The 25972-nt window shown below is 60.4% G+C and carries 10 protein-coding genes; 1 reads left to right on the forward strand and 9 read right to left on the reverse strand.

Annotated features, from left to right (window positions below; genetic code table 11):
- Positions 1–46 precede the first annotated feature (46 nt).
- Positions 47–1165 (forward strand): PepSY-associated TM helix domain-containing protein, encoded by a 1119-nt coding sequence (locus FHS09_RS02100; RefSeq protein WP_183456237.1) that lies wholly within the window; start codon positions 47–49, stop codon positions 1163–1165.
- Between the two features lie 71 nt (positions 1166–1236).
- On the opposite strand, the gene FHS09_RS02105 is transcribed toward FHS09_RS02100, so the two are convergent.
- From FHS09_RS02105 to FHS09_RS02145, 9 genes are all read right to left on the reverse strand, one after another.
- Positions 1237–1686, reverse strand: a complete 450-nt coding sequence (locus FHS09_RS02105) for an REP-associated tyrosine transposase (protein WP_183456239.1) — start codon at positions 1684–1686, stop codon at positions 1237–1239.
- 83 nt (positions 1687–1769) lie between these two features.
- Positions 1770–7004 carry an OmpA family protein gene (locus FHS09_RS02110; RefSeq protein ID WP_183456241.1) on the reverse strand — a complete coding sequence of 1745 codons (5235 nt, stop codon included), beginning with the start codon at positions 7002–7004 and terminating at the stop codon, positions 1770–1772.
- A 41-nt stretch (positions 7005–7045) separates the two neighbouring features.
- Positions 7046–20710 (reverse strand): DUF11 domain-containing protein, encoded by a 13665-nt coding sequence (locus FHS09_RS02115; protein WP_183456243.1) that lies wholly within the window; start codon positions 20708–20710, stop codon positions 7046–7048.
- Between the two features lie 955 nt (positions 20711–21665).
- Positions 21666–23039, reverse strand: coding sequence for an AgmX/PglI C-terminal domain-containing protein (locus FHS09_RS02120; protein WP_183456245.1), 1374 nt, complete (start codon positions 23037–23039; stop codon positions 21666–21668).
- Positions 23040–23048: 9 nt separating this feature from the next.
- On the reverse strand, positions 23049–23588 hold the full coding sequence (locus FHS09_RS02125) for an ExbD/TolR family protein (RefSeq protein WP_343057379.1): 540 nt from the start codon (positions 23586–23588) through the stop codon (positions 23049–23051).
- Positions 23585–24166 (reverse strand): ExbD/TolR family protein, encoded by a 582-nt coding sequence (locus FHS09_RS02130; RefSeq protein WP_183456247.1) that lies wholly within the window; start codon positions 24164–24166, stop codon positions 23585–23587. Before FHS09_RS02130 ends, FHS09_RS02125 begins: the two co-directional genes overlap by 4 nt.
- Positions 24166–24936 (reverse strand): MotA/TolQ/ExbB proton channel family protein, encoded by a 771-nt coding sequence (locus tag FHS09_RS02135; protein WP_183456249.1) that lies wholly within the window; start codon positions 24934–24936, stop codon positions 24166–24168. Before FHS09_RS02135 ends, FHS09_RS02130 begins: the two co-directional genes overlap by 1 nt.
- Before the next feature lie 123 nt (positions 24937–25059).
- Positions 25060–25341: a hypothetical protein gene (locus FHS09_RS02140; protein WP_246394327.1), complete on the reverse strand. Its 282-nt coding sequence runs from the start codon at positions 25339–25341 to the stop codon at positions 25060–25062.
- Positions 25342–25352: 11 nt separating this feature from the next.
- Positions 25353–25949 (reverse strand): tetratricopeptide repeat protein, encoded by a 597-nt coding sequence (locus FHS09_RS02145; RefSeq protein ID WP_183456251.1) that lies wholly within the window; start codon positions 25947–25949, stop codon positions 25353–25355.
- Between the last annotated feature and the right edge of the window lie 23 nt (positions 25950–25972).

Below are 25972 nucleotides of genomic sequence, written 5' to 3' on the forward strand. Positions count from 1 at the left end.
CATTTTTTCGCCTGCAAGCAGGCGAAGAGTTCGTGCGAAAACATAAATGCGAAAAATATTCTTTACCCTGCACAAATACGCGGGACTGACTCTCGGCCTGCTGCTGGCGCTGATCGGCGCCACCGGCAGCCTCTTGGTGTTCGACCACACGCTGGACGAAAAACTCGCACCGCAGACCGTCGACTTCACCCCTTCCGACAACCTCGCCACCTTCACCGAAATAGTGGCCGCCGCGCGCGCAGCCGTGCCCGGCAGCATACCCCAGCGTGTCCACATCGCCCGCGCCGAAGGCAGCCCCCACGTGGTACGCTTTCCCGGTCCCGAGGGCGCACCGGGGCCGATAGAGGTCAGCGTTTCCCCCACCGGCGCCCAGGTACTGGCCGTGCGCGGCTGGGGCGAGTACACAATGAGCTGGATCTACCGGCTGCACTACACGCTGCTGGCCGGCAATACCGGCAAGACGGTGGTCGGTTTTATGGGTTTGGCGTTGCTGATTTTTTGCATCAGCGGACTGGTGATCTGGTGGCCTCGGGGGAGGCGATGGAAACGGGCTTTCACCATCAAGCGCAACGGCAACCGTTTCCGTTTCTACTTCGACCTGCACAAGGTGTGTGGTATTTACCTATTGCCGGTATTGTTGGTGATCGCCTTTTCCGGTGTCAGCATCGTGTTTCCGCTGCAAGTGGAAAAACTGGTGAGTTGGATGATGCCGCTGGAGCCGCGCGGCTCCTGGGGTCAATCGCAGATCACCGGCGCACCGCCGCTGGATCCCGACACCGCCGTCGCCATAAGCAGGAAAATATTTCCGCAGGGGGAACTGAAGCGTATATACCTGCCGCAAAACGCCGCCGACAGCTACGGACTGACCTTCAGGCAGATGGGCGAACCCTGGCGCAACCACGGCGCCAGCTTTGTGCGTCTGGACCAGTACAGCGGTGAAGTATTGATGGTCCACGACGCAACCAAAATCGCCGCCGGCAACCAGTTTCTCACCTGGCAGTTTCCGCTGCACAACGGCGATGCGCTGGGTTTGGTCGGGCGCTGGCTAGTGCTGATCACCGGGCTGGCGCCGGGGCTGTTGTTTTTTACCGGGTTTTATCTCTGGTGGAAGAAGCGGCAGTTGGCAAACAGGACCGCTGGTGTTCTGGGCCAACTAGCGTTGTAGGAGCCTGCTTGCAGGCGAAAACGGCCGGGCTTCGTAGCTATTCGCCTGCAAGCAGGCTCCTACATGGGAAATCAGAGCCAGACGGCATCCCAGAGCGGGTAATCGCGCAGGGAGGAAACTAGATCTGCCCGCAAGGGGTTGGCGACGATATAACGAGCTGTGGCCTGTAGGTCCTCTTCCTTTCGCAAAGCGTGATCATGAAAGCCGCGCTGCCATACGGGGCCCTGCCATTCGTCGCGCAAAGCCATGGTCGGCAGCGATTTTACTTTTTGTACGGTTTGCGAAAGATCAACCGATTCTCCCAATTGCGCCAGCCAGTGGATATGGTCCGGCATTACAACATAGCAGAGTGTAGCTGCGCTGTCCTTCACTTCCATTAACGCGCGAACACAATGACGACCAGCCCAAAAGTCGGAAAATATCTTTTGCCGCTGGTGGCAAACGGCGGTAATCAGATAGATACGGTTTGATTCGCTGTGTCGGCCTAACCGCAAGCGGTAACCCTGTGCTTTTGTGGACATGGGGCCGTTTTATCGCAAGCAGTGTTCGCCTGCAAGCAGGCTCCTACAGGGTGCCCTGTAGGAGCCTGCTTGCAGGCGAACCTTTACAGCTTGCCGACCACATTCAGGAACACGCCCTGACTGTCGAAATCCAGTTGCGTCAGGTCGTCGGAGAAGTCTGTGAAGTTGTAGCCTAAACCCACTTTCAAGTGCTTGCCCATATGCCGGTAGAGGCCCACCAGGAAGCCGCTGCGGCTGTCCTCGGCATCCGGCAGGTCGAGCATGCGCCCTTCGACGAGCAGGTCCCAGCGGTTGACGAAGTGCCAGTCCGCGCGCAGGACGTACAGGCTGGCGCGGCTGTCGAAAAATTCCGGGTCCTCGCGGTCCAGGCTTACCTGCCCCAGGCGGTAGGCGTACTTGCCGCCCAGGCTCCAGCGGCGGCTGATGTCGTAGGTGGTGTCCACCGAGAAGATATGGCTCTTCTGGATAAACTCGGTGGCTGTGTTGTTCACCGTGACCTGGTCGGAAGTGGGCACGTTGTAAAAATAGGTGTACTTCAACAGGGTGTTCCAGCGGTCGTTGTCCACCGGACGGTAGGCGTAGCCCACTACCCCTTCGGTATATTTACCGTCGTAGAATTCGCCTTGCGAACTCTTGCTGTCGGAGTAGTTGAGCTTTCCTACCAGGCGCCAATCCGGACTGACCTGGTAGCTGAAAGTGTTTTTCAGCAGCCAGGTATCCCGCTCCGATTCGGAAACGGTGCTTTCATCCACCGGTGTTTCCTGGATATCGGTGCGGTACTCGACGGCGGAGGAGAGGCGGGTGTTTTCAGAGTCGTACCCCATACTCAAACCGACGGCGCGGCGCTCGGTCTGCGCGCCGGTGCGCGGGTCCTCCAGGGTGCCCGCCTCCACACTGGTGCCGTAACTCCAGCGGTCACTGGGGGCCAGATCCACCCCCAGGGCATGGGTCAGGCCGGTGGAGACGTCGCCGTGGCTGTATCGCTCCTCGCCGTAGATGCTCAGGGTATCGGAGTAGCGGCTGCGGAAGCCGGTGCTCATATTGCCCTTGCGCGCACGCAGGCCGGTGTCGGTGCGCTCGTTGTCGAGGGCGTAGTTCAGGTACAGGTTGGTGCGGTCTGAGATCAGGTAATCGGTACCCAGGCGCGCGGCGGTACCGGTGTCGCCGCCGGAGAGTTCGCTGTCCAGGGTCAGACGTTCGCTCACCCGATAGGCGCCGCCCAGACCCACGCGGTCGTTCTCCTCGCGGGTGCCGGTGACTTCCAGGGTACGCTGCACGAAACCGAAGGCGCTCCAGTTTTCACCGGAGTTGTAAGCGGCTTCCACCGCCATATCGGTGCGGTCGCCCTGGGTCTGGGTGGCGGGCACCACCGGCGAAAAGTCCTCGCGGGTGTCGGCGCGGGCGGCAGTGGCGAGTCGCCAGCGGTCGCTGATCCGGTAGCCCACTTCCATATCCACCGCCTCGGTGTGCAGCCCCAGGTCCTGCTCCTTGCTGTCTGCCTTCAGGCCCACATCAAAGCGTTCACCGATGGGCAGATTGACACTGGCGCCGTACTGGGTGGTATCCCTGAGGGTCTCCTGGCCCGGCGCGGAAAATCCGGCCTCGCGCTCCTGGTGGTAGAGGGTGCCGGAACCCCGTGCGCTCTCGAAGAAATCGGCCAGTTGCAGGCTGGCCTCCACCCGCGAGGCGCCGGCCTTGGCATCCGGGTCCAGGGCGCTCTCATTGCCGAAACTGTAACCGCCGTCGAGGGAGGAGTAGCGGTCCAGGTTGCCCCCCTGGCTGTCCGCCACTTCCATTTTCAGCCAGCTGCCGGCGCTCTTGCGCAAGGTGAGATCCACACCATGGAGAGAGCTCTCGTTGTCCTCCTCGTCCTGCTGGGTGCCGCTGATGCCCAGTTTGACGTAATCGCCGAGCCAGTAGTGGGCGCGCCCGCCCACGGCGAGGGTATCCATTTCCTCGAACCCCGGGGTGTACTCGTAGCGCGCCACCAGGTATTGCGGGTTGCCGTTGAAGGCGCCGTCCTGGATCAGCAGGTTGTCGTTGGCCAGCGCGGACAGGGGTTTGTTCAGCAGCACACGACCCTGGATATAATCGATATCGTAATCGACCACCGCGGTGAGGTTTCTCACCGCCAGTACTATGTCCGAATCCTTGTCCCGAACTTCCACCCTCAGACGCTCGGAGCCTGTGGAAATATCCTGGTGGCGCAGGAAGTACAGCGAACCACCGGTGCCGCGGAATTCGTCGCGGCCGTCGACGGTACCCGGCTCGGCGCCGAAGCCGTCGATCTGGAAGCGCTTTTCGCCGAAGCTGGTCACCGCATCGCTCTCGAAATGTGCGTTGGCACCGTAGAGGGCCCGGTCGATATGAGCCAGTTCATTGTCGGTGTAGGCGGCCTTGAAATTGCCCCACAAACCGTAGTCGTCATACTTGGACAGCTTGACGTAAAACTTGCCGGAAGTGGGCGCATCCTCCACCACCGTGGAGTCGTCGCCGAAGGTCGGGTAGTAGAGGTCCGAGTCCATGCGGCGGAAGAGTTCGTCGGGGGATTTTTCCATAAAATTGGAAAAGAGTTCGTCCACCGGACCCTCTTCGGTATCCGCGCTGGCGGCCAGGCGCCAGCCCTCGCCGAAACCGCCGCTTGTGTAGAACGCCAGGCGGCCGTCGTAGCTGACGGAGTTGTCGTAGTGGGTTTCGTCGCCGGTCACCAGCGCCGCCGGACCGTTGGTCTTGTCGTACCCGATGGTCAGGTCGGCGATGCCCACGGTAAACCAGTCGTCGTTGGCGAAACGCAAATCGCGCAGAAAGAGGTCGCCGTTGCCCTGCTCGTCCAGCACCGCCACTTCCACCGTGTGCAGGCCCTTGCCGAAAATCTGCTCGGCGACGAACTCGCCCTGCCCGCTCACCGGCACCGGGTTGCCGCCCAGCCACACGGTGTGCTCCGCGGGAATCTGCGAGCCGTTGACCAGTACCGTGTTGCCGTCCAGGGGAATATTGCGGTGTGCCAGGCGGTTTTCGCCGTAGCCCACCAGCAGCTCCCGCTCCACGTCGGTATCCTCCAGGGGCGCATCCAGGCGGTCCACCAGCCACAGGGTCTGGGGCTCGGTTTCATCGTAGCGGCCTTTTTCGTCGTAGACGCGCAACAGGTATTGCAGTTTTTTCAGCGGTGCACGGAACTCCTCCAGCTCCGCTTCCCACTCGCCCCTGCCGTTCACATCCAGTTCCACCACTGCCAGCGGCATGTCGCGCACCGACTGCTCCTCCTCGAACAGGCGCACTTCCGCGCGTTCGATAAAGGATGGGTAGTTGGTGTAGCTGCGGAACTGCACTCGGCTGTCCGCCACCTCCGTCTCCGGATCGTCGGCGTAACGGATGGTGTTGGGCCAGGCGCTGACATTCAGCCGCGGCTGCATTTTCTTGTTGTCGAAGCGGAACTGGATATTGGCACTCTCCAGGGCTACGTCGGTACAGCGCTGCAGGTCGGCGGAGTTTTTATAGGGGTCGTACTCCGGCTCGCCATCCACGGTGATGCGCATCAGGTTCAGGGCATAGGGATTGTTGGCCCGGGCCTCGCGCTGGATGCGCTCGATTTCCAGACGATCCTTATCCGCGAGCACCGCCAGTTCGTCGTAGAGCACCTGCACTTCCACGCGGGCACCATCCAGTTGGATAAAGCCGGTGGTCACCACGTCGTCGGACTGCACATAGCCGCGCCCTTCGAACTCCACTTGTTCATCGCTGAGATTCAGGTGTTGCTGCACCGCTTCCATGGCGCGGCGCGCACGCGCGGAGGAAAGGCCCACGTCGTCGCCGTAGACCATGGCCTCGCGGCGCTCCATGCGCTCGTTATCGCTGTAGCCGACAAAACCCACACGCACATTCGCCTTGTCCGCAACCTCCGCCATCAACCGGCGGATATGCTCCAGCTGCGACTGGGAGATCACCGGGTCGCCCTGTTCGAAACGGATCGGCTGCAGCGCGCCGGTGGGGGACTCGTGGGCGATGGTGATGGTTTCCGCGCTAGCCGCTTCCGGACAGGCCTGTACGCCGTCACCAGCGGTCTCCATTGGGTCGTCGTACCAGAACTCCACTTCCACGCGGCGGTTCAATGCGCGGCCCTTGGGGGTATCGTTGTTGGCGATGGGTTGGCTGGCGCCTTTGCCGCTGCTGGTCACCGCGTAGCTGGGCAGCCCCAGCATATCGCGCACCGCCAGTGCCACCCGGCGCGCCTCGGCGCGGGACAGCGCCATATGATCGCTATACAACTGCGCGGGCCGGTCCGGCAGGGGCAGGCTGTCGGTGTGGCCGACGAAGTGAATCACCAGGTTGTTCTTGTCCGCCAGGTTGGCGCGCACCTCGCGGATGCGGCGCGCGAAGGCCTCGGGGAGATCCACCTGGCCCGGCTCTATACGCAGGGGTGTGACCAGGTTTTTCAAACGCGCGCGCTGTTCGCTGCCGGCGGTGTAGCGCAGCCTGCACACGGTTTCCTGGCGACACACCTTGACCCGGTTCAGCGCCAGCGCCTGGGCGCGGGCCTGTTCCGCCTGGGCCTCTTCGTCCAGTTCGTCGTAGCTGAGCCGCACCTGTACGCGGCGGTTCAGCTCTCGCCCGGTAGTGGTGATATTGTCCGCGACCGGCTCGACGTCGCCGCGCCCCTCGAAGGAGATCGCCTCTTCCGGCAGGTCCAGGGCCAGTTGGAAAAATTCCGCCACCAGCTGCGCGCGGGCGCGGGTGAATTCGGTTTTGTCCAGGTACTCCGCCAGCTGCTGCGGGGTAAGCGGCTCGCTGTCGGTGTGACCGATAAAGTGCAGTTTCAGGTTGTAGGCATCGCCAAGTTCCGCCAGTTTTTCTTTCAGTACCTCGACGGATTCGGGGGAAATATCATCCGCCACCGCCTCGAAAGGCAGCGGCTCGATAATATTTTCCTCGATCACCGGTTCCATCGCCTCCGAGAACAGAGTGGCGTCCTGCACCCACTGGCGACGCGGCTGGCCCAACAGCATGGACTCGGTGTTGTTGCCGACGGGGTTTTCGGTGTATTCGACCCCGGGCTCCTCGATTTGCGGGGACAGGCCGGGGATTTTTTGCCAGACCTGCCACCAGGGGGTGTCGGGGGTTTGGGGTTCTTCGGTTTCCTGGGCGTAGACCGGTAGTGCGAGCAGGAAAGCGAGCGCGGTTAAATGCGGAATGCGGAACGCGGAATGCGGAATAAACCGCGAGCCCCATGTAGGAGCCTGCTTGCAGGCGAATTTCCGCGCTTGCCGGGCAATATTCGCCTGCAAGCAGGCTCCTACACCGATAGATACCTCTTCATTCATTCCGCATTCCGCACTCATCATTCCGCATTCATTAGAGGACATCACTCCAATCCTCCCTGCTTCGGCGGCGCGCCGCGGCGCCAGAAGACTTCGGTTTCAATCGTCAATTCGTAATCGCCATACTGTTCCGCCCAATCCCCGGCGATCTGTGCCTTGATGGTCTGCAGACGCCGCTCCACCAGGTCCGGATCTTCGTTTTCCGCCAGGTAGGAGAGACGCAGCACCGACGGTGCCTCGCTCAGTTTCTCCAGCAGCAGTTCGGTGCGCGAGTGCCACTGCGGGCGCAGTTCGGTGGTCTCGGGCTCGAACACGCCCTCGGCCATATCCAGGCGCACCACACGGTGCAGGCTGGCCCCGAAGTTCACCTTGATCGCCTTACCGCGGGTGGCGCGCACCACACGCGGGTTTTCGCTGGTGAGGCGGTAGCCGCTGGGCAGGCTGCGGTCGTCCAGTTTCATGATGAAGTTGGAGCCGCGGTCCCGGTTCGGCACCACCGCACAGGTGATATGGAAGCGGCCGTGGGCATCGGTGGTGGCGTTGAGACCGGTGGCGGTAACCACCCGCGCGCCGGGTACGCCGCCCTCGCCCTGGTCCTGGTAGCCGTTCATATTCTTGTCGTCGTACACCTTGCCGATCACGTCGGAACAGTCGAAGGTGGGATCGGGCACCACGCGCACCGTGGCCGAGGCCTCGCCGGAGGCGGCCTGGCCGGAGAGCTGGTTGAACATCTGCGCGCGGTTGACGTACTTGCCCTCGCCCACGCCGGAGCCCACTACCAGCAGCAGTTTCACCGTACGGGTCTGGTCCGGGTCCACGCGCAAGTCGTTCCAGTGCAGTTGCAGCCCCTCCACTTCCGGCTCCTCGGCCAAGCCATCGAGGCGCGCGGAACCGGCCACGTATTTGAAGCCAGCAGGGAAGAAATCCACCAGCTGCAGGTCGGCCAGGGGCACCGGCAGGGTATTGCTGAAGGTGATGGTGTAGGGCACCAGCTGGCTGCGGGTGACGTTCAGCATGCTCGCGGTCTTGGTGATCGACAACGCACCTTCCAGTAGCGGGTCCACCGGAATGTGGTTGTTGAACAGCTGGCTCTCGCCCGGAATGCGGTCGTCGTCCAAGGTGAGGCGCAAGTAGTAGTCGGTGCGCGGATCGCGCGCGTCCACGTCCACGCCCGGTGCGGAGAAGGATTCCTGTACCTCGCAGTGGTCCGCAGTGCCCGGTACGACGTCGCCGTTGCTGCCCAGGCAGGCGCCCACATCGAAGCCTGCGGTCTCCTCATCGGTCTGCGGCGGGATGATCAGGGACTGTCCATCGACATAGCCATCCCCGGGCACCTGCACCTGAATCAGGTAATCCGCATTGGCCGGACAGGCGGCATCGCTGAAGTTGATATCGAACTTGTAGTAGCCGCCGTCCGGAACGACCTGGCCCTGCTGTTTTTCATCGTCGAAGCAGCGATCCGGCAGTTCCTGGCCGCCGGATGCGCGCAGCAGTGTGAGCATCGCGCCGGAGACCGGCTGGCGCAGCACCGAATCGTAGACCACGCCGTTGGGGGTAATCGGCAGGTTCAGGTTCTGCGGGTTGGAGCCGGAGCCGACAAAGATCTCGGTGATCTGCTGCGGGCCGTTGGTAAAGTCGGAACTGGTATTGCCCAGCGACGCCGTGGTCTCAGTGGCATTGGGGGCCTGGTATCTCAGCTCGTAGCTGGCGCCCCCCGCTGTTGTGCTCGAGGCGTAGTTCGGCACCAGGCCGGCGAACTGGAAGTAGCCGTCCTCGTCCGCCTGCAGGCTGTCGAGCAGGGCATTGTTGAAGTACAGCTCCACGGTCCAGCCGCTGAGCAGACGCTCTGACCCATCCAACTGGTCGTTGAAGTTCACATCGTGCCAGAGGAAGCCGCTCAGGTTGGCGATGCCCGGGGTGCCGCCCACATCGATGATCACACTGGCCTGCTCGGTGGAGGGCGGATCATTCCAGGCCACTTCCGCGGTGTTCAGTACCTGGTAGCCGATCTCCAGGTTTTCACCCTGTTTTGCCTGGAAGCGCAGGGTCGCCACTTCGCCCGCCGGCAGTTCGCCGTAAGTCGCACCGTAGTCGGCGGTAATCACCGAACCGGCCACGCTGATGCCGCCGGGCTGGCCGTTGAGCAGCGCGGAATCCGCGACGTAAGTAAGTACGCCCTCGCCGGCCACCAGCAGGTCGTCGGTGATCACTACCTCGGTGACCGGCACCGCGCTGATATTGGTGACGCGCACCAGGTATTCCAGGGTCGCGCCGGGCAGTGCCGCGCCGCCGCCCACGACCGCTACTTCCTTGGTAATGGAGAGCTGCTGCGCATCGCCCACCACCACTTCCGTGGGTTGGGCGCCGTTGGACGGATTGCCGTCGGCATCGGTCAGGGTCAGCGGCAGTTCCTCGGTAGCCACGCTGCCCTGGTTGCTGATCACCGTGCCGGTGGCCGTGTCCGCGTCCACCTGCACGTCGAAGGTGATGGTGGCGGCTTGCGCGGAGGTGATCACACCCTCGCCGGCGCCGGGCAGTGGCGGAGTCAGGTCGCTGGAGGAAATCGGCAGGCCACTGTCCAGACGCGTCATTCCGCCGGCGTTGTCGGTGACTGCCATGCCGTTGAGCATCGTGGTACCGGCTACATAAGTGGTGTCGGCGGGTACCTGATCGGTGAGCACTGCATCGGTGGCATCCACGCCGCCCATATTGGTGACGGTAATGGTGTAGCGCAGGGTATCGCCGGGATCGACGATGCCCGCGGACACATTGTCCACGGCAATTTCCACCGTCTTCTGCACTATCAGCAGCGGCACATCACCGACGATATCAATGGTGGGATCGTCCGGTGCCTCCGTGGTGGGATCGTCGGAGGGCTGCTCCGCAAAGGGACCGCTGCCGGCGCCCTCGCCATTGACGAAGCCCTGGTTGGAAATAATGGTGCCGTCGCGCACATCGTTGATGGTCACGTCGAAGGTGACCGTCACCGGCTGCGTGCCCTCGGTGGCGCCGACAAAACCTTCCTCTTCTCCCGGAGAATTAATGGCCAGTCCGGCAGACAGCGGCGTGCTGCCGTCCACATCGGCCACCGCCGCGCCGTTCAGCGTGGTGGAGTTCGGCACATAAGTGGTGTTCGCCGGCACCTGGTCGCGCAGGGTTGCCGCAATGGCATTTTCATCGCCGGTATTTTCGATGGTGATGGTGTAGCGCAAGGTGTCGCCGGGCATCAGCAGGTCGGCGTCGCCGGTGATGTCCTGGGAGATTTTTTCCACCGCCAGTTCGGGAGCGGATTCGACCACTACCTGGGTGGGATCTTCATCGCCCACCACATCCGGATCGTCGGCGCCGTTGATATTGGGATCGTCGCTGTCCGCCAGCAGTTGGCCGGGCAGTTGCACCTGGGCCTGGTTGAGCACCGCGGTGTCGTTGTCGATCACCGCCGCCAGCGCCACCTCGTAGACGATTTCCAGGCTGTCGCCGGTCGCCAGCGACAGGTCGGCCGCGCTCAGCAGGCCGCTGCCATGAGCTCCGCCGGCGGCATCGGTGCCACTGGTATCGGCGCCCGCCGGTGCGGAGACGATCTGCAGCGAACCGGACTGGTACAGCGGCAGACTGTTGAGGCGGCCCAGTTCGTCGGTGATTGCGATATCGTCCACATCGACGCTGCTGAGATTGGTGAGCGTCAATGTGTAGCGCAACGTATCGCCGGGAGTGGCGGTACTGGCCGGGCTGTCGCCGCTGGTGACATTCTCCACCACTTTGTAGAAGGAGACACTGGGCACCGCGGCGGTGATGGTGTAGGCGTCCTCATGGTCCAGGGTTCCCGGGGTGCCGTCGGTGGGCGCGGCACGGGTGTACTGCCGCGCATCCGGGCCGGTGCTGTCCCAGCTGTGCCAGAGCTCCACACCGGCGATATTGATGAGCGAGTCGCCGTCGGCGGTGTCCGCATCCAGGTAGGCGTCGTAGCTGAACAGCAGGCGGTGGTCCGCAGGTATAGCCGCCGTGGCGCCGACGGTGGTTACCGTCAGGGTGCAATTGGCCGGATCGAAGGCGGTATTGAAGTGTTCGCCGGCATTCAGGGTGGCGACGGTATTGCCGGTGCCGTCGGCGATAACCGCGGCAAAGTTTGCCGGCGGCGTCTCGCACATGCCGCCCGGATTGTTATTAGGCAGCAGATCGGTAACGGTGATATCCCAGGCCGGGCCGGTGCCGATATTGTGCACGTCGAGGGTGAAGCGACCGGGCAGGCCGGATTGCACGCTGGCGGGGCCGGTCTTGGTCATGGTGAGGTCGGTGGGTTCCACCACGGTCATATCCGCGGTGGTGTTGCCCGCACCGGCGCCCTGCCCCGCCGCGGCGTTGTCGTTTTCGTAGTTGTAGTTGTAGCTGGCGCTGTTGTTGAAGGTCAGCCCGTCCACGTTAGGCGGATTGACGTCGCGCAGGCGCACAGTGATATCGACCACCACCTGTTCACCCGGCGGCACGTCGATGCCGTTGGTGGTGTCCTCGATCACCAGGTCGGTGTCGGAACCGGTATTGATCGGCGTAAATACCGCGCTGCCGGAAACCTTGGCCGCCTCGACGAACACCAGATCCGCGGCGGAAGCGCCCAGGTTCAGCAATATCCGCACATCGTGCAGCGCAGTCGTCTGCGGCGTTTCCGGAATAGTGACGCGATAGCGGAAGGGCTCGCCGATGGACGCGGTGGGCTGGGTATTTTCAATCAGCAGCGGCGCCGCGTTGGGGGTATTGAACTGCACGCTCTGCGGCGCGGTGGGACCGTAGTCCTCGCGCATATCCACGGTTGCGGTGGCGCCGGCGAGCGTCGGCAGGTCGTCGTCGTCCAGTGAATAATAAATTTCGACAGAGGCGGCGTTCTGCATATTCAGGCCGGCGCCCAGGTTCGGGTCCGCCTGTACGCGATAGGTCATTACCAACGTCTGGCCGGGATCGATGGCATAGGCGGTGCCGGTGCCGAAATTCCATACCGCCTCGCCGGTGGAAACATCGTAGACAGGCGCAAGATCGGCAACCGCGGCGCCGTTGACGCTGGTGGACTGCACGGTGACACCGCCCTGGCGCAGGCCGAGCGGGATAGTGTCGCGGAACACCGTGTCGTAGGCGGGCGCCGAGCCGCTGTTGGTAATGGTCACCGTGTAGTCGACGGTATCGCCGGGCGCGAGAGTGCTGCCGTCCGCCGGGTTGGAGGTGATCGCCACGGCCAGGTTCGGCTGCAGCAGATCCAGAGTTTCACCATCGTTGCGATTTTCGGCACCTGTGGCGGCGTCGAAACCAAACTCCACATTGTTGGTGAGCGGCGTATTGTTGGCCGGCCAGGGATGAGCGTCCTGGTTCAGCACGCGCGCGCGGTAGCGGATTACGAACTCGTCGTTGGCCGCATTGTTATCGCCGGCATTGACCAGGTCGGCAATATTCCAGGTCACCGTGGTCGGCCCCGTAGCCGGATCGCCAGCCGGTATCGGCTCGATAATATCGCCATGACTGAATGGCGCCGGCGCGACAAAGGGCGCGCTGTTGTCGCCGTTGACCGCCAGGGTGCCGTCGAACACCAGGCCCTGCGGCAGGGTGTCGGTAATCGCCGCATTGGGCGCACTGCCCTCCGGCAGGCTCAGGCGCAGTTCGTATTCGACAAAGTCACCCACGCGCAGCTGCGCATCGCCGGTGCCGTAACTGTCGTCCAGGCGGGTTTTGGCGATAGTGCTGTCGTTCGTGGCGGTGAGCTGGGCGACGGCGTTTTCGATCACATAATCGTTCAGCCCGCCCACACCGTCGGAACCGTTGCGCTCGTAGGGACTGGTGTTGTCTTCGTCCAGGCTGGTCCACTCGATGCGACTGGTACCGGAGAGATCGGTGGCGGCCAGCACACTGTCGAGCACCACGGCGTCGAACACCAACTGGCTGTTGCCGCCGGCGGCGATATCCAGATTGCTGTTGGTGCGGTTCCAGTCCAGGGCCTGCGCAGTGTTGACTCCGTCGCCGGTCAACGCCGGGTCGGCAATCGCAGCACCGCCGAAGGTGACACTGCCCGGAACAAGTTCCAGTCCCAGGGACAGCTGTTCGTTGACGATCAGGTCGAAGGCATCGGAATTTTCCGGGTTGCCCGCGGCAGTCAGGTCCAGGGTAAAGCGCAGTACGTCACCGGCGTCCGGGTCGTTTCCGGGGCTGGTCTGGTTGGCGACGGTTTTCGCCAGGGTGAGTTCCGGCTCGACGATGGTCAGTGTCGCGGCGCTACCGGCCCCTCCATCAACGGCGGTGCCGCCATCGGTTTCGGCATAGGTGTAACTGGCGGCGTTTTCGAAGCTGTGTCCCGCCTGCGCGTTAGTGTTATTACCTACACGTGCACGAATTTCAATCTGTGCCTGGGTGCCGGCCGGCAGCAGATCGATACGTAGGTCTAGACTGTTGCCATTGGTGTTACTGTCATCGACGGTCAGGCCATTCCCGCTGATCTCCGCCACGCTGACAATTTCCAGGCTCGGGTCGAGCTCATCAGTAATCACGACATCGTGAATGGCCGACGCAGTATTGGTCGAGGGCACCAGCAACTGGTAAACCACTTCCTCACCCACCGCCGCAGTGCCATCAGCGGGTGCCATCAGGATTTTCTGCAGCGGGTCGACACTGGTCGGCGCAGTGGACATCTGGTAGGGCGCAGGCAATGCAACTGGGCCATAGCGCTGCGCGTCACTCGGCGGGAAAGACCAGTATTCATCTACCGCAAAGTTGTTTGTCCAAATCTGGTCGCCGCCCACATCGGTGTAGAAGCCGATATCGTAGTCGATATCCAGGCACTGCCCGGCATCCAAGGACATGTTGGTCAGTACGAAAATCATTTCTCCACCGCGCGCCGTTGGCGCAGTGTAGGTGTAGTTCCCGGCCTCAACCGGGCTACCGTCGATACTTACCTGCAGGTTCTCGATCGATACCTCGTCGAGTTCCATCGGCAGGTCATCGGTGAGCTGCAAGCTATACGCCGGTGCATCACCGGAGTTACAGGCGTGCAGGTTGAAGCGCATTACATCACCGGCTAGGTCGGTAACCAGATACGGGCTGTTACGACCATCTCGATCAGTTTTGGTGAGGCTATCGACCAGTGGCTGCAACACGGTGATGGTGGCACTGCTCTCCAGGCGAGGATCGGCGGCAGGCGGATTGCCGCCGGCATCGGTGTAGGTCAGGCTCGCGTTATTGGTCAGCGTAGTGCTGGCCACATGGGGAATTCCGGCATCCTCGGTAACCCGCGCCACATATTGGATCAGCAGCGGTGCCGCGGTGCCCAGTTCACGGGTCACATTGCCGAGATTCCATACCTGCGAGCCTGTCGCAGGTGGTACCGGTTGGCTGACCGGGGTAAAGACATAGCCGCCGGCAGCGTCGTCGATGGCAAAGGACTCTAGCGTGAGTCCTGGCGGCAGAACATCGGTCACTTGCACCGCGTTGGTGGTACCCGGCTGCAGATTAAGCGTCAGCTGGTAGGTGATGGTATCGCCGATACGCACGGTGCTGTCCGCGGAATCGCCATAACTGTCCTCGAGCACCAGTTTTTCCAGACCTGAGTTGTCCTCGGTGTTTATCTGGGCTTGGGCGGGGCCGGTACAGTAGTTGTTTGGATTGGTCACTGCTGGGCAGCCGATACCGTGGCGCTCGTACAGCTCCTGGCCAGTGACGTTGTCGTCCAGAGATGTCCAATCGGCGTAAGCTTCGTTCGTTACCGGCTGGCCAAATACTGACACCACTGTCGCCTGATAGGTGATCACCAACGTGCTTCCCAGAGGAAGATCTAGCGAGTTATCGCCGTTCTCTCGGCCCCATACCAGTGAACCGGCCGCCGGTGTCGACGGCGCGGCGACAAAACCATCGACAGCGGCGCCGTTGATGGTGGCCGAGGCCGAACCCGCGTTGAATTGCACTTCCGGCGGCAGCAGATCGAGCACGTTGATGTCAAGCGCATCGGCGGAGGAAGCACTGGTATGTGTGATGGTCAGTTCGTATTCAAGAACATCGCCGCCCTGGGCAAGATTCGCCGCACCGGTCGTATTAGTCACGGCCTTACTGATCAGCAATTCCGGTTCCACCGCCGTCACAATCGCTGTGGAAACGGGGGGAGAAGTTACCGTTGAACCATCGTCGCCATTATCATAGGTCAGTACTGCGTCGTTGCGCAGGCTGTTACCGCTCTGGGTCTCAACAATTTCATTGTCGACGCGAGCGAAGTAATTGATGGTGATGATCGGAGTAATGGCGGAAGCTGCAACGTCATCCTCGCTATCGGTATCTACGGTACCGATATCCCATACCACATCGCCAGTAGCATCCACAGCTGGTACCGCAGTAAACGCAGCACAATCTGCAGCCGGCGCTACGCCGTTGATCAACTGGATACCTTGGTAGCTACAGCTAATTTCATAATTGGCATTCCGGGCCAGCACGTAGCTGGTACCGCCTGCCGCCAAGCTGTCGGTAATCCGGACATTGTTGCTGACACCTTCCGGCAGGGATATTTCCAGGTGGAATTCGCGGTGGGCACCAATCGTGCGAGTTTCAGTCGCTGCGCCATTTTCGGTGATGTCCTCTTTCGCGATGGAAAGCGCAGCCAAGGTGACGTCGACCGGGTTGCTGCTGGTTTCATAATCGTTAATCGCGTCATCGGCATTGGGCAGCTCGCCAATACGCTGGCCATCAAGAGCACCGTCTGCGCCAATCTGCCCGGCCGGGTTGAGCGCGGTACTTTGTCCCGGCAGAGAGGTCCAGGCAGCATGGGCGACATTATTTAATTGCTGCAATGGCTGGGCCTTGTCATCGATCCGTACCTGGAAACTGAATTCGCGGCTTGCTCCCGGTGCCAGCGGGTTTTCGGGGTTCCAGACAAACACCGGCCGGTTGGCACCAAAGGTGCTGATATCCACACTATCCGGGGCGCCGCTTCCCGTGACACTCGCCTCAACGAAGGTCATTTCGCTATCGAGCAGGTCATCCCAAATACGCAGGTTGTAGGCGTTGGCAGTGCCGTTGTTGGTCGCAGTGAGGGTGATGGTAATGACATCACCTGCATCCAGGTCGCCGCTCGCATCCCAGCTCTTGGTCAGAGCAATGAGCGGTTCAGTGATTTGAACGTCCACCTGGCCGTAATCAAGACTGTGATCGTTGTTGCTTTCGTCTCGCCATTCCAAGGTGGCGTTAGTGGCCGGTCGGCCATTGGCGAGCGTGTCGCCGTCATCGTTAGCGGCACTGTTCTGCACCCGAGCAATAAAGGTGAGCTGGAAAGTGAAGCGGTTCGGATCCCGATCTGACGACGGGTTCGAGAGCACCACATCGCCGAAAGCCCATTGCACCTGGTTGTCGGTACAAGTGGGCGTAACATCACCCACATCGGTGAGATTCGGGCGCTTGAAACCGGCGGCATTCCAGGGCGCGTCGTTGCTCAGGTCGATGGTGGGCGCATCTGCGCAGACCAGGCCCGTCGGCAATTCGTCGGTGACCGTGAGGTTACGTAACTGTGCCACCGGCAGCTCGGCGGTGAGCGTGTATTCGATTTCCTCACCGATTTTGACTTGTTGCGTGCCACTGCCCGCCAGTGGCGTTTCCGACAGTTGGCTGATGGTTTTCGGCTCGGTGGTCGGTTCACTGAAGGTCAACGAGGCTTCAGCTTCAGTGTTCGCATCACCAGGAGCCGGATAGGTGCGTGCACCACCTAGCTCGCCACTGCCAGGCATAACGACGGTCTGATTACCGTGATCATTACCGCTGCCCTCGAGCGAATCGTAGTAGGTCACGGCTACGGTATTGGTAAGCGTTTCGGACGGGGCGATGCGATCGTCCGGATCCACTCTGTAATATAGATGCAGACTAGCGCCCGGCTCCAACCGACGCAGGCCGGTACCATCCACGCCTTGGGCGTGGGAGAAGGTAATGGAAGTGCCGTTGCCATCGTTCATGACATTACCAACGATGACACCTTCACCACCCCCTTCATCCACGACGCCATCGCCATCGTTATCAATACCGTCGGTATCCAGGTCAACGATTCTCAGCAAGTCCGGCAGCGTGTCTTCCACAATCAAGTCATAGACCGGAGTGCGGGGGTGGCCAGCAGCTGCGTCCTCACTGCTGACGGTAAGGCGATAGATGTAGTCGTTGGTGGTAACAGCGCCCTGGTAGTCAGCGGTCCAACCGGCGCCACAGGTTCCGGTCGCGGCGTTAAAATTAGAAACCTCGCAGATTTCCTTCACCACCTCGATCAGAGGTTCGGTGACGACAACATCGACGCGACGGATGGGTTCCTTGGGGTAGCCGACAGTAGTGCCGCCAGCATAGCTACCGAACGTTAATTCCTCCCATTGGCCAGTGTTGCTGTTGAGGAAAATACCCTTGAAATTTGAGTCCAATACATTGGCACTGTCACTGCCATGTTGGTTGGGTGCGGCCCTGTCGTTCTGCACCTTGTTGAGCAGACGGCTGGTAGCGTTGATGGTGAACCACTGATCTATGTCGACAATGTAAGTGCCTTCATTTGGCGCACCGCTGTAACCGGAGACCTGGTTACCCGAAAAACGCCAGCCAAACGGACTGAGTTCATTTAGGGGCGTTGTGGAAGGATCGTTGGGCCCTTGGGTAGCACCAGCAATTTGTGGCGTTACCAGTGGCACGGTGCTTGAGATATAGCTCTGTCCATTCGGAATCTGGTCCAGCACCTGGATATCGCGCACGCCGATAAAGTTGAATCCGCGGGAATCGAAACCGAACCAGCCGCCGGTCTGGATGCGCACCGTACATTCCTCACCGATCTGCACATGCTCGGCGGGCTTCGTCTGGCCAGGGAAGGTATTTGCGGACGCGCGGCTGACATCACCGATGTTTTCGTTACAGTGCCCCAGATCCGGCTGTTCACCGAAATTGCCGGAGGAGGTATCACCCGCAGTCACCTGGTCCTTTTTCAAATTGAAGCCGATGCCCCGCGACCAGTGGGTATCCAGTGAATAGAGGTTGCCGCGATCCACTTCGCCGTCGCTGCGGGCATTGCCCATGCTGCCCGGGGCCGGGAACCACAACGGATCGCCATTGGTGATAGAGGTCGGATTGTTGACGGTAACCCCGGTAATGCCTCGGTTGCCTCCGTTGGTGACCTGGTTCACGTTGACCGTATTGGCGCTGACCTGAGTAGCAGCGATGGTGAAATCACTGAGCGTGAAGATTTCGCCAACCACATCTGCGCGGAAGGTCAGGTCATCGGCGGCAATGCCGGACGGGTTCGTGGTCTTGTTGACCTCGAATTCGAAGGTGGCGCTGGCCCCGGCAGCAAGTGCTGCGTTAAAGGGTGCTCCATCGGGCTGACACTGATACACAGTACCATCGACGGGTAGCAACATGTGCATATTGTCGACTGCGTCCGGCCCCGGGTTTACCGCCCACACCTTGTACGGATCGGGCTGGCCCATGGGGCGGCCATTGCCGTCCACACCGGTCTGACTAATCGCAACGGGGGCGCAGCTGAAACCCGCCGGCGGCATGTCATTGACCACATTGATAGTGGCCCCGAAACTGATGAAAACGCGGAAGTCCCGCGCTTCATCGCCGCCTCTGTTGGTCAGGGTGACGGACAGAGGCGTCGTCTGGCTGCGATCATCGGTGAGGATGAATGTGGGCTGGTTGATACTGATATCCAGCTCTTCTGGAGCGAACGCCACCGGCATACCAGTATCAGTGGCGGCAAAGGTATTATTCTGGCCATTGCCAGTCATGGTGGATTGCAACACACCCTGAGTATCACAGAGTGTTTTGATCTGTATTTCCAGGGTGTTGTCAAAACTGGAGAAACTGTTCAGATCCGGGTCGGTCCTCTCTGGCCGCTGGTACAGGTTCGTGCTCGGATCCTCTTGCTGCACATCCAGGTCGGCGGCGCGGTCGAAATAGTCCGCGTCTTTCATCACCACCGCGAACCGGATAACGACCACATCGCCATGGCGCATCAGGCCGGTGCTTTCCTCGGCCTGGTCGGCATCCGTATCTGAGCTGTTACTGGTCAGCTTGAATTGCGGTTCGGAGTTATTGAGATAGCTGGTGGTGTCGCTGGTGTTCCCCGGAATCGCGCCTTGGGCATTGACCCACTCCAGGTTGTCGACCCGCCCGAGATATGCACCATAGAGGGAATAGGCGTTTTCGATGGTGGGCTCATAGCTGGGGTCCACCACATACTCATCCGGCAGAACATCGCGCAAATGCCAAGCCATGGAAGGGTCGAACCAAACGGTGCCGCGGCCTTCGTTGCGCAGGGTGATGGTCATCAGGCCGCGCATGCCCACTGGGCCGGTACCGGTAATACCGGTCAGTTGCCGCTCTACGCGCAAGGCGTTGGTGCCGCTGCCTAGACCGTAGTAGGTATCCAGTCGCGCGGTTTCCGACTGGTTGGAGTCAATACCACCGGGCGGCGTCTGCACCGCACAGCCAAACTCTACGTCGTTGAAGGTACTGATCAGCTGACCAGAGGCGCAGGAGCCGTCGTCGTGGATCTTACCGACCACATAGAGATTGATATTGCCGCCCTGGCTAATATCAATTGCATCAGTGGCGCTGCCCGCAAGAGCGTTGTTCATGGTTGTGGCGTAGGGATTGCCGACATTGGCGTTATCGCCGAAGGGCGCATCCACATCCCAGTTGGCGAGGACCGTGCCAGTGGCGGCATCGGTGGCCACACAGCTAGAACCTACAGGCAGCGTGCCATTATTGGCTGCGACCGCATCGGCTGCCGCAGCCGTCGGACAGACATAGTTCGCATCCATCACATCGGCACGGCTCAGGACATCGTCGATGCGTAGATCCTGCAGAGGAGCGTTACCGGTGTTGCGGATGTTGATGCGCCAGACAATATCGTCGTCATTGTGGCCGAAGATTTGGTCGCTGCGCGTATCCAAGCGCTGACCGCTGTCGTAGTTCCAGCCCTGTTTGTTGAGAGCGATACCCGGCTGGCGGATATCGACGCTGCCGGTGTGTTGGTTCGCGGGGCGATTGTAGCTTTGCCAGAATTCCGTGGGCGGGTTGTTTGGATCCGGGGGGAAGTTGTCGTACCAACCCCCATTCCGCCAATTGTGGCGGCGTCCGGGATTGTCGTTACAACCATCCGCCATAGTGTAGTTAATAGTGGCAGTGGCCTGAGGGGTCGTACCGTAAAGAGATTCCGGGCTATTGGTCGGGCTGCGGTGCACCGGAATGCGCACCGTAACAGTCTGGCCCGGAGCCAGATCCGACATATTACTGATGGTCACGGTGCTGGAACCACTGATACCACCGCCCAGCGGGAGCGTAGGCGCAACGCCGGTATAACGCTCAAGCCCGTTAGTCAGGGCAATCGTGAGGCCGTTACTTCCGAAATCGAGCGCCGGGTTTGGAGAACCGTAATCCGGGTTGCGACGGCTCTGGGTGACATCGACAAAAGACCCTCCCCCAGGGCCGGGAGGGTTATACCATTCCTGAATCACCTGAGTTTCATAGGGCTCTTCACCGTCCGGGGTATTGGTGCCTGCCCGGTATGGGTTGGTGATTTGCACCTCCACAAACCCGTAACCACAGAACTCGCAGTAGCTATTCTGCACAGTCACCAAGTTAGTGGGCGGGTTCTCCTCATCGGCCACACAGATATTACCGTAATCCGCCCAAGCTCCCCCCGATATCACCAACAGCAGCGCAGTCGCCAACAACCGCCCCAGCGAAACCAGCGGCATCCTCCAGCAGGCAAGTACCAAGCCAACAAGCGCATTTTTAAGAGATTTCCGTCCAGTTACTTCCGACATCATCGTCACTTATCAGCCGCCATTCTTGTTTGAAGTTTCCTGCCCGCAATGCCGGCACGGCACCGCCGCCGGGCGGACACTACCCGGTGGTGGAACTTTATTCAGAAACACAAGAGGCGGCCGTGAAGCAGGTCAAAAATACTTGGGTTGACAGGGAACTTTTTTTAGGTTTGCCAAGCAGTTCTCAAGGGAACTTGAGGTGAATTCTTAAGTGGCGGGTAGGTGGGTGCGGGGTGGCTGGTTGGGTCACCCTCGGTTGTTGATTTGCTCCTCGTCCCTGGTGAGAGATTGATCGCGGCCATGGGCGGATGGCCGCCCCGCCGCTCCTACAAGGTTGCCCAACTGTTGGCAGGCTTCTGTGGCGGGCCTTTGGCCCGCTTGCCGAGCTGGGGCTCGGCGTTCCCGGGGGCCCTCTCTTCGTTTGCGGAGGATCAAGGCGGAGCTGGAGCTCCGCGGTCCCGGGGGACTATTGACTCATGCTTGATCGTGGGAGTTTAACCAGTGGGACAGCGCCCGACCGTGAAGCAGCTCAAGATCAGCTGGTTGGCTGCAAAGTTTCCCGTTTATTGCCAATCAGTTCTCAATGCCCCCTGTTAGAGGGGCTCCACCCAGGCAAAGGTCTTCCGGCATTTTTAGTAATTTTTCGAGCTTGCCCGCCCAGCCCTTACCGTGGGGTACCAGGGGTTGTGTCTCGAGGGTTCCTCGACAGGTTATACGTAAGCCAGAGCATCTTTGCGTACAAGCGGCAATTGGGATAGCGGGCCTTGCGGCCCGTTTGCCGAGCTGGGGCTCGGCGTTCCCGGGGGCCCTCTCCCCCAGCCCCTCTCCCATAAATGGGAGAGGGGAGCCAAGGGTGGCACTAGGCCGCGGGGAGGAAGTCGATCGGGTAGAGGATGGTGATGGTCGGTACGCCTTCTTTGGGGCCGAAGTTGAACCGCTTTACCCTCGCCACGATCTTGCTGTTCAGGGTCGGCGAGTCCATATCGCTGGATTCCACCTGCGCCAGGGACACCGAGCCATCCGGTTCGATGGTGATTTTCAGCACCATCTTGCCCTGGAGGGCCGGGTTGTTGCGCAGCTCTCGGTTGTAGATCCTGTACAGCGAGGCCTTGTAACGGTCGAAGACGATCTGGATCTCCTCGTCGGTGCGGGATGGGCCCACACCATCGCTGAGCGGACGCTCTTCGCCGGCGAAATCCCCCTCGGTGCCGATTGAGCTTTCAACCCGCGAGAAGGCCACACCTTCCAGCGACGATCCCGTTCCACCCACATTGCGGCTGAGTTCGGCAGTGTTGATACCACCACTGCCGGCAGTGGCGGCCGCGGTGATAAGCGAGCGCTGACTGCGGTTCTCCTTCTTGCCCGCGGTGCTGAGCTGGGTGCGCTCCCCGAGGCGGTTGTCCAGGTCGTCCTGCATCAGGTCCTGGAAGTTGTCCTTGAAGGCCAGTACTCCAGCGCGCTCGGCTTTCTTGCGAGCCTGCTTTTTCTCCACTTTGCTGGGCTTGGGCTCTTCCTTGGCCACCTCCTGCTTGGGCTCGGGCTTTTTCTCTTCCTTCTTCTGCTGGGGTTTTTCCGGCTCCGGTGGCGGCTTGGGCTTGGTTTTCTTCTCGATCACCAGCTTGGCCAGGCGCTCGGGAATCTCCACCACCTCGTCTTCTTTCTCCGGGAGCTGCCAGAGAGGCACCGTATAACCCAGCAGCAGCGCCACCAGCAGCGAAACAAGCAGACAGAGGCGGAAGCGCCGCTCGTCCTCGCCCCGGGTATGCCAGGGCATGTTCATGGGCCGGTATTCCTCCGACTCCATCTCCCGGGTTATTTCGAACTCATAGTGGACTTCCTCTTCCTGCCGGCGCAGTTCCTCTGCGCGGTCGTCCAGCTCGAAAATTTCTTCGTTGCAGTCCTCGATCCTGCTGAGCACCCGCCGACGCTTTTCCTGTAGCAGGTTGAGGCTGTCGTTATAGACGCTGACGGTATGCTGTATGCGGCGAATAACAGCATCGGAGGCACCTTCCCGGTAGTCGTCTGCCCAGAAAAGCTCTCCGGCACCGGCTTCTTCCAGCTTGCCGAGGCGCTCGGAGATTTCGTCCAGCAACTGGTGCTTGGGCTCATCCTTGCGCAGTTCCGCCAGCTGGGCATCGATCAGCTGCTGCTCATCTTCGAGCACACTGATGCGGTGCCGGACTGCCTCCAGCTCACCGCTCACTGCCTGCCTTTGTTGTTGAAAATTGCTCACGAACTTCTACTAACCTTGAGATGCTTTCTGAATAACCGCCAGGGAGACCCGTGTGTAGCCCGCATCAGTACAGCTGGACATCACCTTCTTCAGCAGACTGAACGGGATGGTCCTGTCGGCGAGAATGTTGACCTCCGGTGGTTCCGGTTGGGCTTCTTCTTCGCCTGTATCCTCAGCGCCCTCTTTCACTTCGGCGGCAGCGACGGTTATCGCCTTGTCCATCTCCGCAATCATCGCCTCCCTGATGGCCTGGATTATCGTCCCCTCGCTGTCGATCACTTCGGCGGTGGCGATGACGGATCTGGATTCGACCAGTATCTCTTCGTCTGTCACCATCAGTGTTACGGTTTCCCGCGGCTTGGACTCCACCACCGAATCCGGCAGGGTGATCACCTTGGGCGGCTCCAGCGCTTCGTTGCTCGAGGTGTTGGTGAGCAGGAAGAACACGAGGATGGTGAATACATCCATCAGCGATGTCAGGTTCATGCCCGGGGTTTTGCGCTTATGGCTCCGGGCCATACGCTTCATGCGTCGGCTTTCACGTTTCACGGCGCATCTCCTATGGATATATCCGGGAAGAGAACCACTCTTTCCACCACTTCCGGATCATTCGGGTCGCTGCCCTCCTGCCGCACTTCGGCGCCGCGTACGGCGTCCATCACTCCCACCAGATGTTCGTAGGCAACTTCCGGCTCCATTAGCAGGATTGAATCGGTTTTTTCCGGATAACTGGCTTTTACTTCCAGTAGGAATTTGGCCAGTTTTTTCAGGTCGTAGACTTCTTCCGTGGGCAGTATGGGAGTACCTTCGCCCTCTTCTATCGGAGCGCTCTCCGCGCCTTCCCCCGACGGCTGTCCGGATTCATTCAGGTTGGGGAAGCGGGCGATCACCTTTTCGCCATCGCTGATCTCCAACACGTCTTTACGCACCACCACTTCCACGGTCACCGTGGGGTCGTCAGGTGCACCGCCGCCCGCGCCGGACGGCATATTCAGCTCCAGGATGGTGACTCGGGAAAAGACTGCCGATACCAACAGAAACGGCACCAGCACCACCATCAGGTTGAGGAAGGCGGTGATGTCCAGCTCTGGAGCTTCTTTGCTTCTAGCGTGACGCCGACTTCTCATTACACTTTTTCCAGCTGCTGTTCTTCGCCAGTGGATTCATCAGCCTTATCCGCCGCAGTTTCCTGCACAGCGGCTTCTTCCCCGGCCTGCGCGGCGGCAACTACCGGGTCGTTGTCCGCAGCCACTTCGCTGCGGCGGCGGGTGGAGGTGGAAATAATGTTCAGAGCTTTTACCGAAGCCATCTCCAGACTGTCGACGATCTGGCCGGTCAGGGAGTTCAGCAGCGCATGCACCACCAGCAGAGGAATACCGGTCATTAGGCCGAAGGCGGTAGTATTCATGGCCACGGAGATACTGGCGGATAGGAGATCGGCTTTCTCCGCCGGATTGGCGTTGGCTACCGCGGTAAAGGCTTCGATCAAGCCCATAATGGTACCGAGCAGACCCAGCAGGGTGGCGATATTGGAAAAGAGAGCGATATAGGGAGTGCGCTTTTCCAGTTGCGGAATAATCTCCATCATCTCTTCTTCCATGGCGATCTCGATATCCTCGCGGCGGCGCACAGTGCCCTGGCGGGCCAATCCCATGGCCAGCACTTTGCTCACGCCGGAGTTATCCTGCTTGACCAGGTTGCGCGCGCGGTCGAAATCCCCTGCATTCAGGACCGGCTGCAGCTTGTCCCACATGGCGCGGTTGGTGTGGCGTTCATAAAGCAGGCGGATATAGCGTTCGACTGCCACCGCGGCCCCCAGCGCTGCCACCACAAGAATGGGGTACATGAAAGTACCACCAGTCTGGAAGAACGCGATTACGCTGTTGAAAAAGTCCATTACAAACCCTCTTTATAAAAAATACTGCGGTAAATTCTCGTTAACCCGGTGTGCCTGCATACCTACGTTTTTTCTTTCGTAGGATGGGCAAAGCGAAGCGTGCCCATCAGGAGCCCGGTTTATTTATTCCCCGGAGAGGCTGAGCTCGTAGAACTCCAGTTCGCGCATAAAGACCTCTTTGTCCAGGGGTTTCATCTTGCCGTCCATCAGGCTGGACACCAGATCGCTCTCCACACCCACCTCGGAGCTCTTCCAGGGGACGATGTACAGCGACTTGGGAGCTTCCTTGTTGCCGATAATGGAAATACCGGACAATTCCTTGACCTCGTTGTCGACTTTCTTTTCTTCCTCGGCCCACAACTGGCAGGGCAGCAGAAGCAGGAAACACGCAAAGAGTCTTTTCATAATCTTGTGCCTCAGTTACCGGCCCGTCTCTTGATATCGGCCATCCAGATACTTACGTCTTTATCATCCGGCTCGTGCTGCAGGTATTGCTGGAACTGGGCCATGGCACATTGCAAATCCTGCAGGTACAGATCGCAGAGAATACCCAGGTTCTTGATCAGCGGCAGGTAGTCCGGATTCTCCGCCAACGCATTGGTATAGGCCTTCTTCGCTTCGGCGAAGCGGCCCTGTTTGCGGTAGAGCACCGCCAGTTCATTGGTGGCCACCGGGTGTTGCGGGTCCAGCTCCAGCGCTTTCAAAAAGGCCTCTTCCGCGTGCTTTTCGTCACCGCGCTTGTAGTAGGCGATGCCCAGGTTGATGTAGGGAGCCGGCAGACGCTGTTCGCGCTCGATAACCGCTTGTAACAGTTCAATGGCCGCCGCGTAGTTCTCTTCCTGCAGATACTCCAGCGAGCGTTCGAAATCGCGGCTGACACTGCCGGAAACCCGCACCGAGGAGTAATCGGACACCCTGCCGGTCTGCGGGCCGGAGGCGCAGGAGGCCAGCAGCAATGCCAGAGACAGTGCGGCGAAACTGTGCAAAATTATTTTTACGGCCTTCAAATTCATAGGCTATCTCTTCTGCTGTAGGA

Origin of the sequence: Microbulbifer rhizosphaerae, from assembly GCF_014191725.1 — a bacterium.
In the GTDB taxonomy this organism is placed as follows: domain Bacteria; phylum Pseudomonadota; class Gammaproteobacteria; order Pseudomonadales; family Cellvibrionaceae; genus Microbulbifer; species Microbulbifer rhizosphaerae.

Excerpts from the sequence above, each read along its gene's own strand:
- FHS09_RS02100 (WP_183456237.1), top strand. The coding sequence starts at position 47 with ATGCGAAAAATATTCTTTACCCTGCACAAATACGCGGGACTGACTCTC.
- FHS09_RS02105 (WP_183456239.1), bottom strand. The coding sequence starts at position 1,686 with ATGTCCACAAAAGCACAGGGTTACCGCTTGCGGTTAGGCCGACACAGC.
- FHS09_RS02110 (WP_183456241.1), bottom strand. The coding sequence starts at position 7,004 with ATGAATGAAGAGGTATCTATCGGTGTAGGAGCCTGCTTGCAGGCGAAT.
- FHS09_RS02130 (WP_183456247.1), bottom strand. The coding sequence starts at position 24,166 with ATGAGAAGTCGGCGTCACGCTAGAAGCAAAGAAGCTCCAGAGCTGGAC.
- FHS09_RS02135 (WP_183456249.1), bottom strand. The coding sequence starts at position 24,936 with ATGGACTTTTTCAACAGCGTAATCGCGTTCTTCCAGACTGGTGGTACT.
- FHS09_RS02140 (WP_246394327.1), bottom strand. The coding sequence starts at position 25,341 with ATGAAAAGACTCTTTGCGTGTTTCCTGCTTCTGCTGCCCTGCCAGTTG.
- FHS09_RS02145 (WP_183456251.1), bottom strand. The coding sequence starts at position 25,949 with ATGAATTTGAAGGCCGTAAAAATAATTTTGCACAGTTTCGCCGCACTG.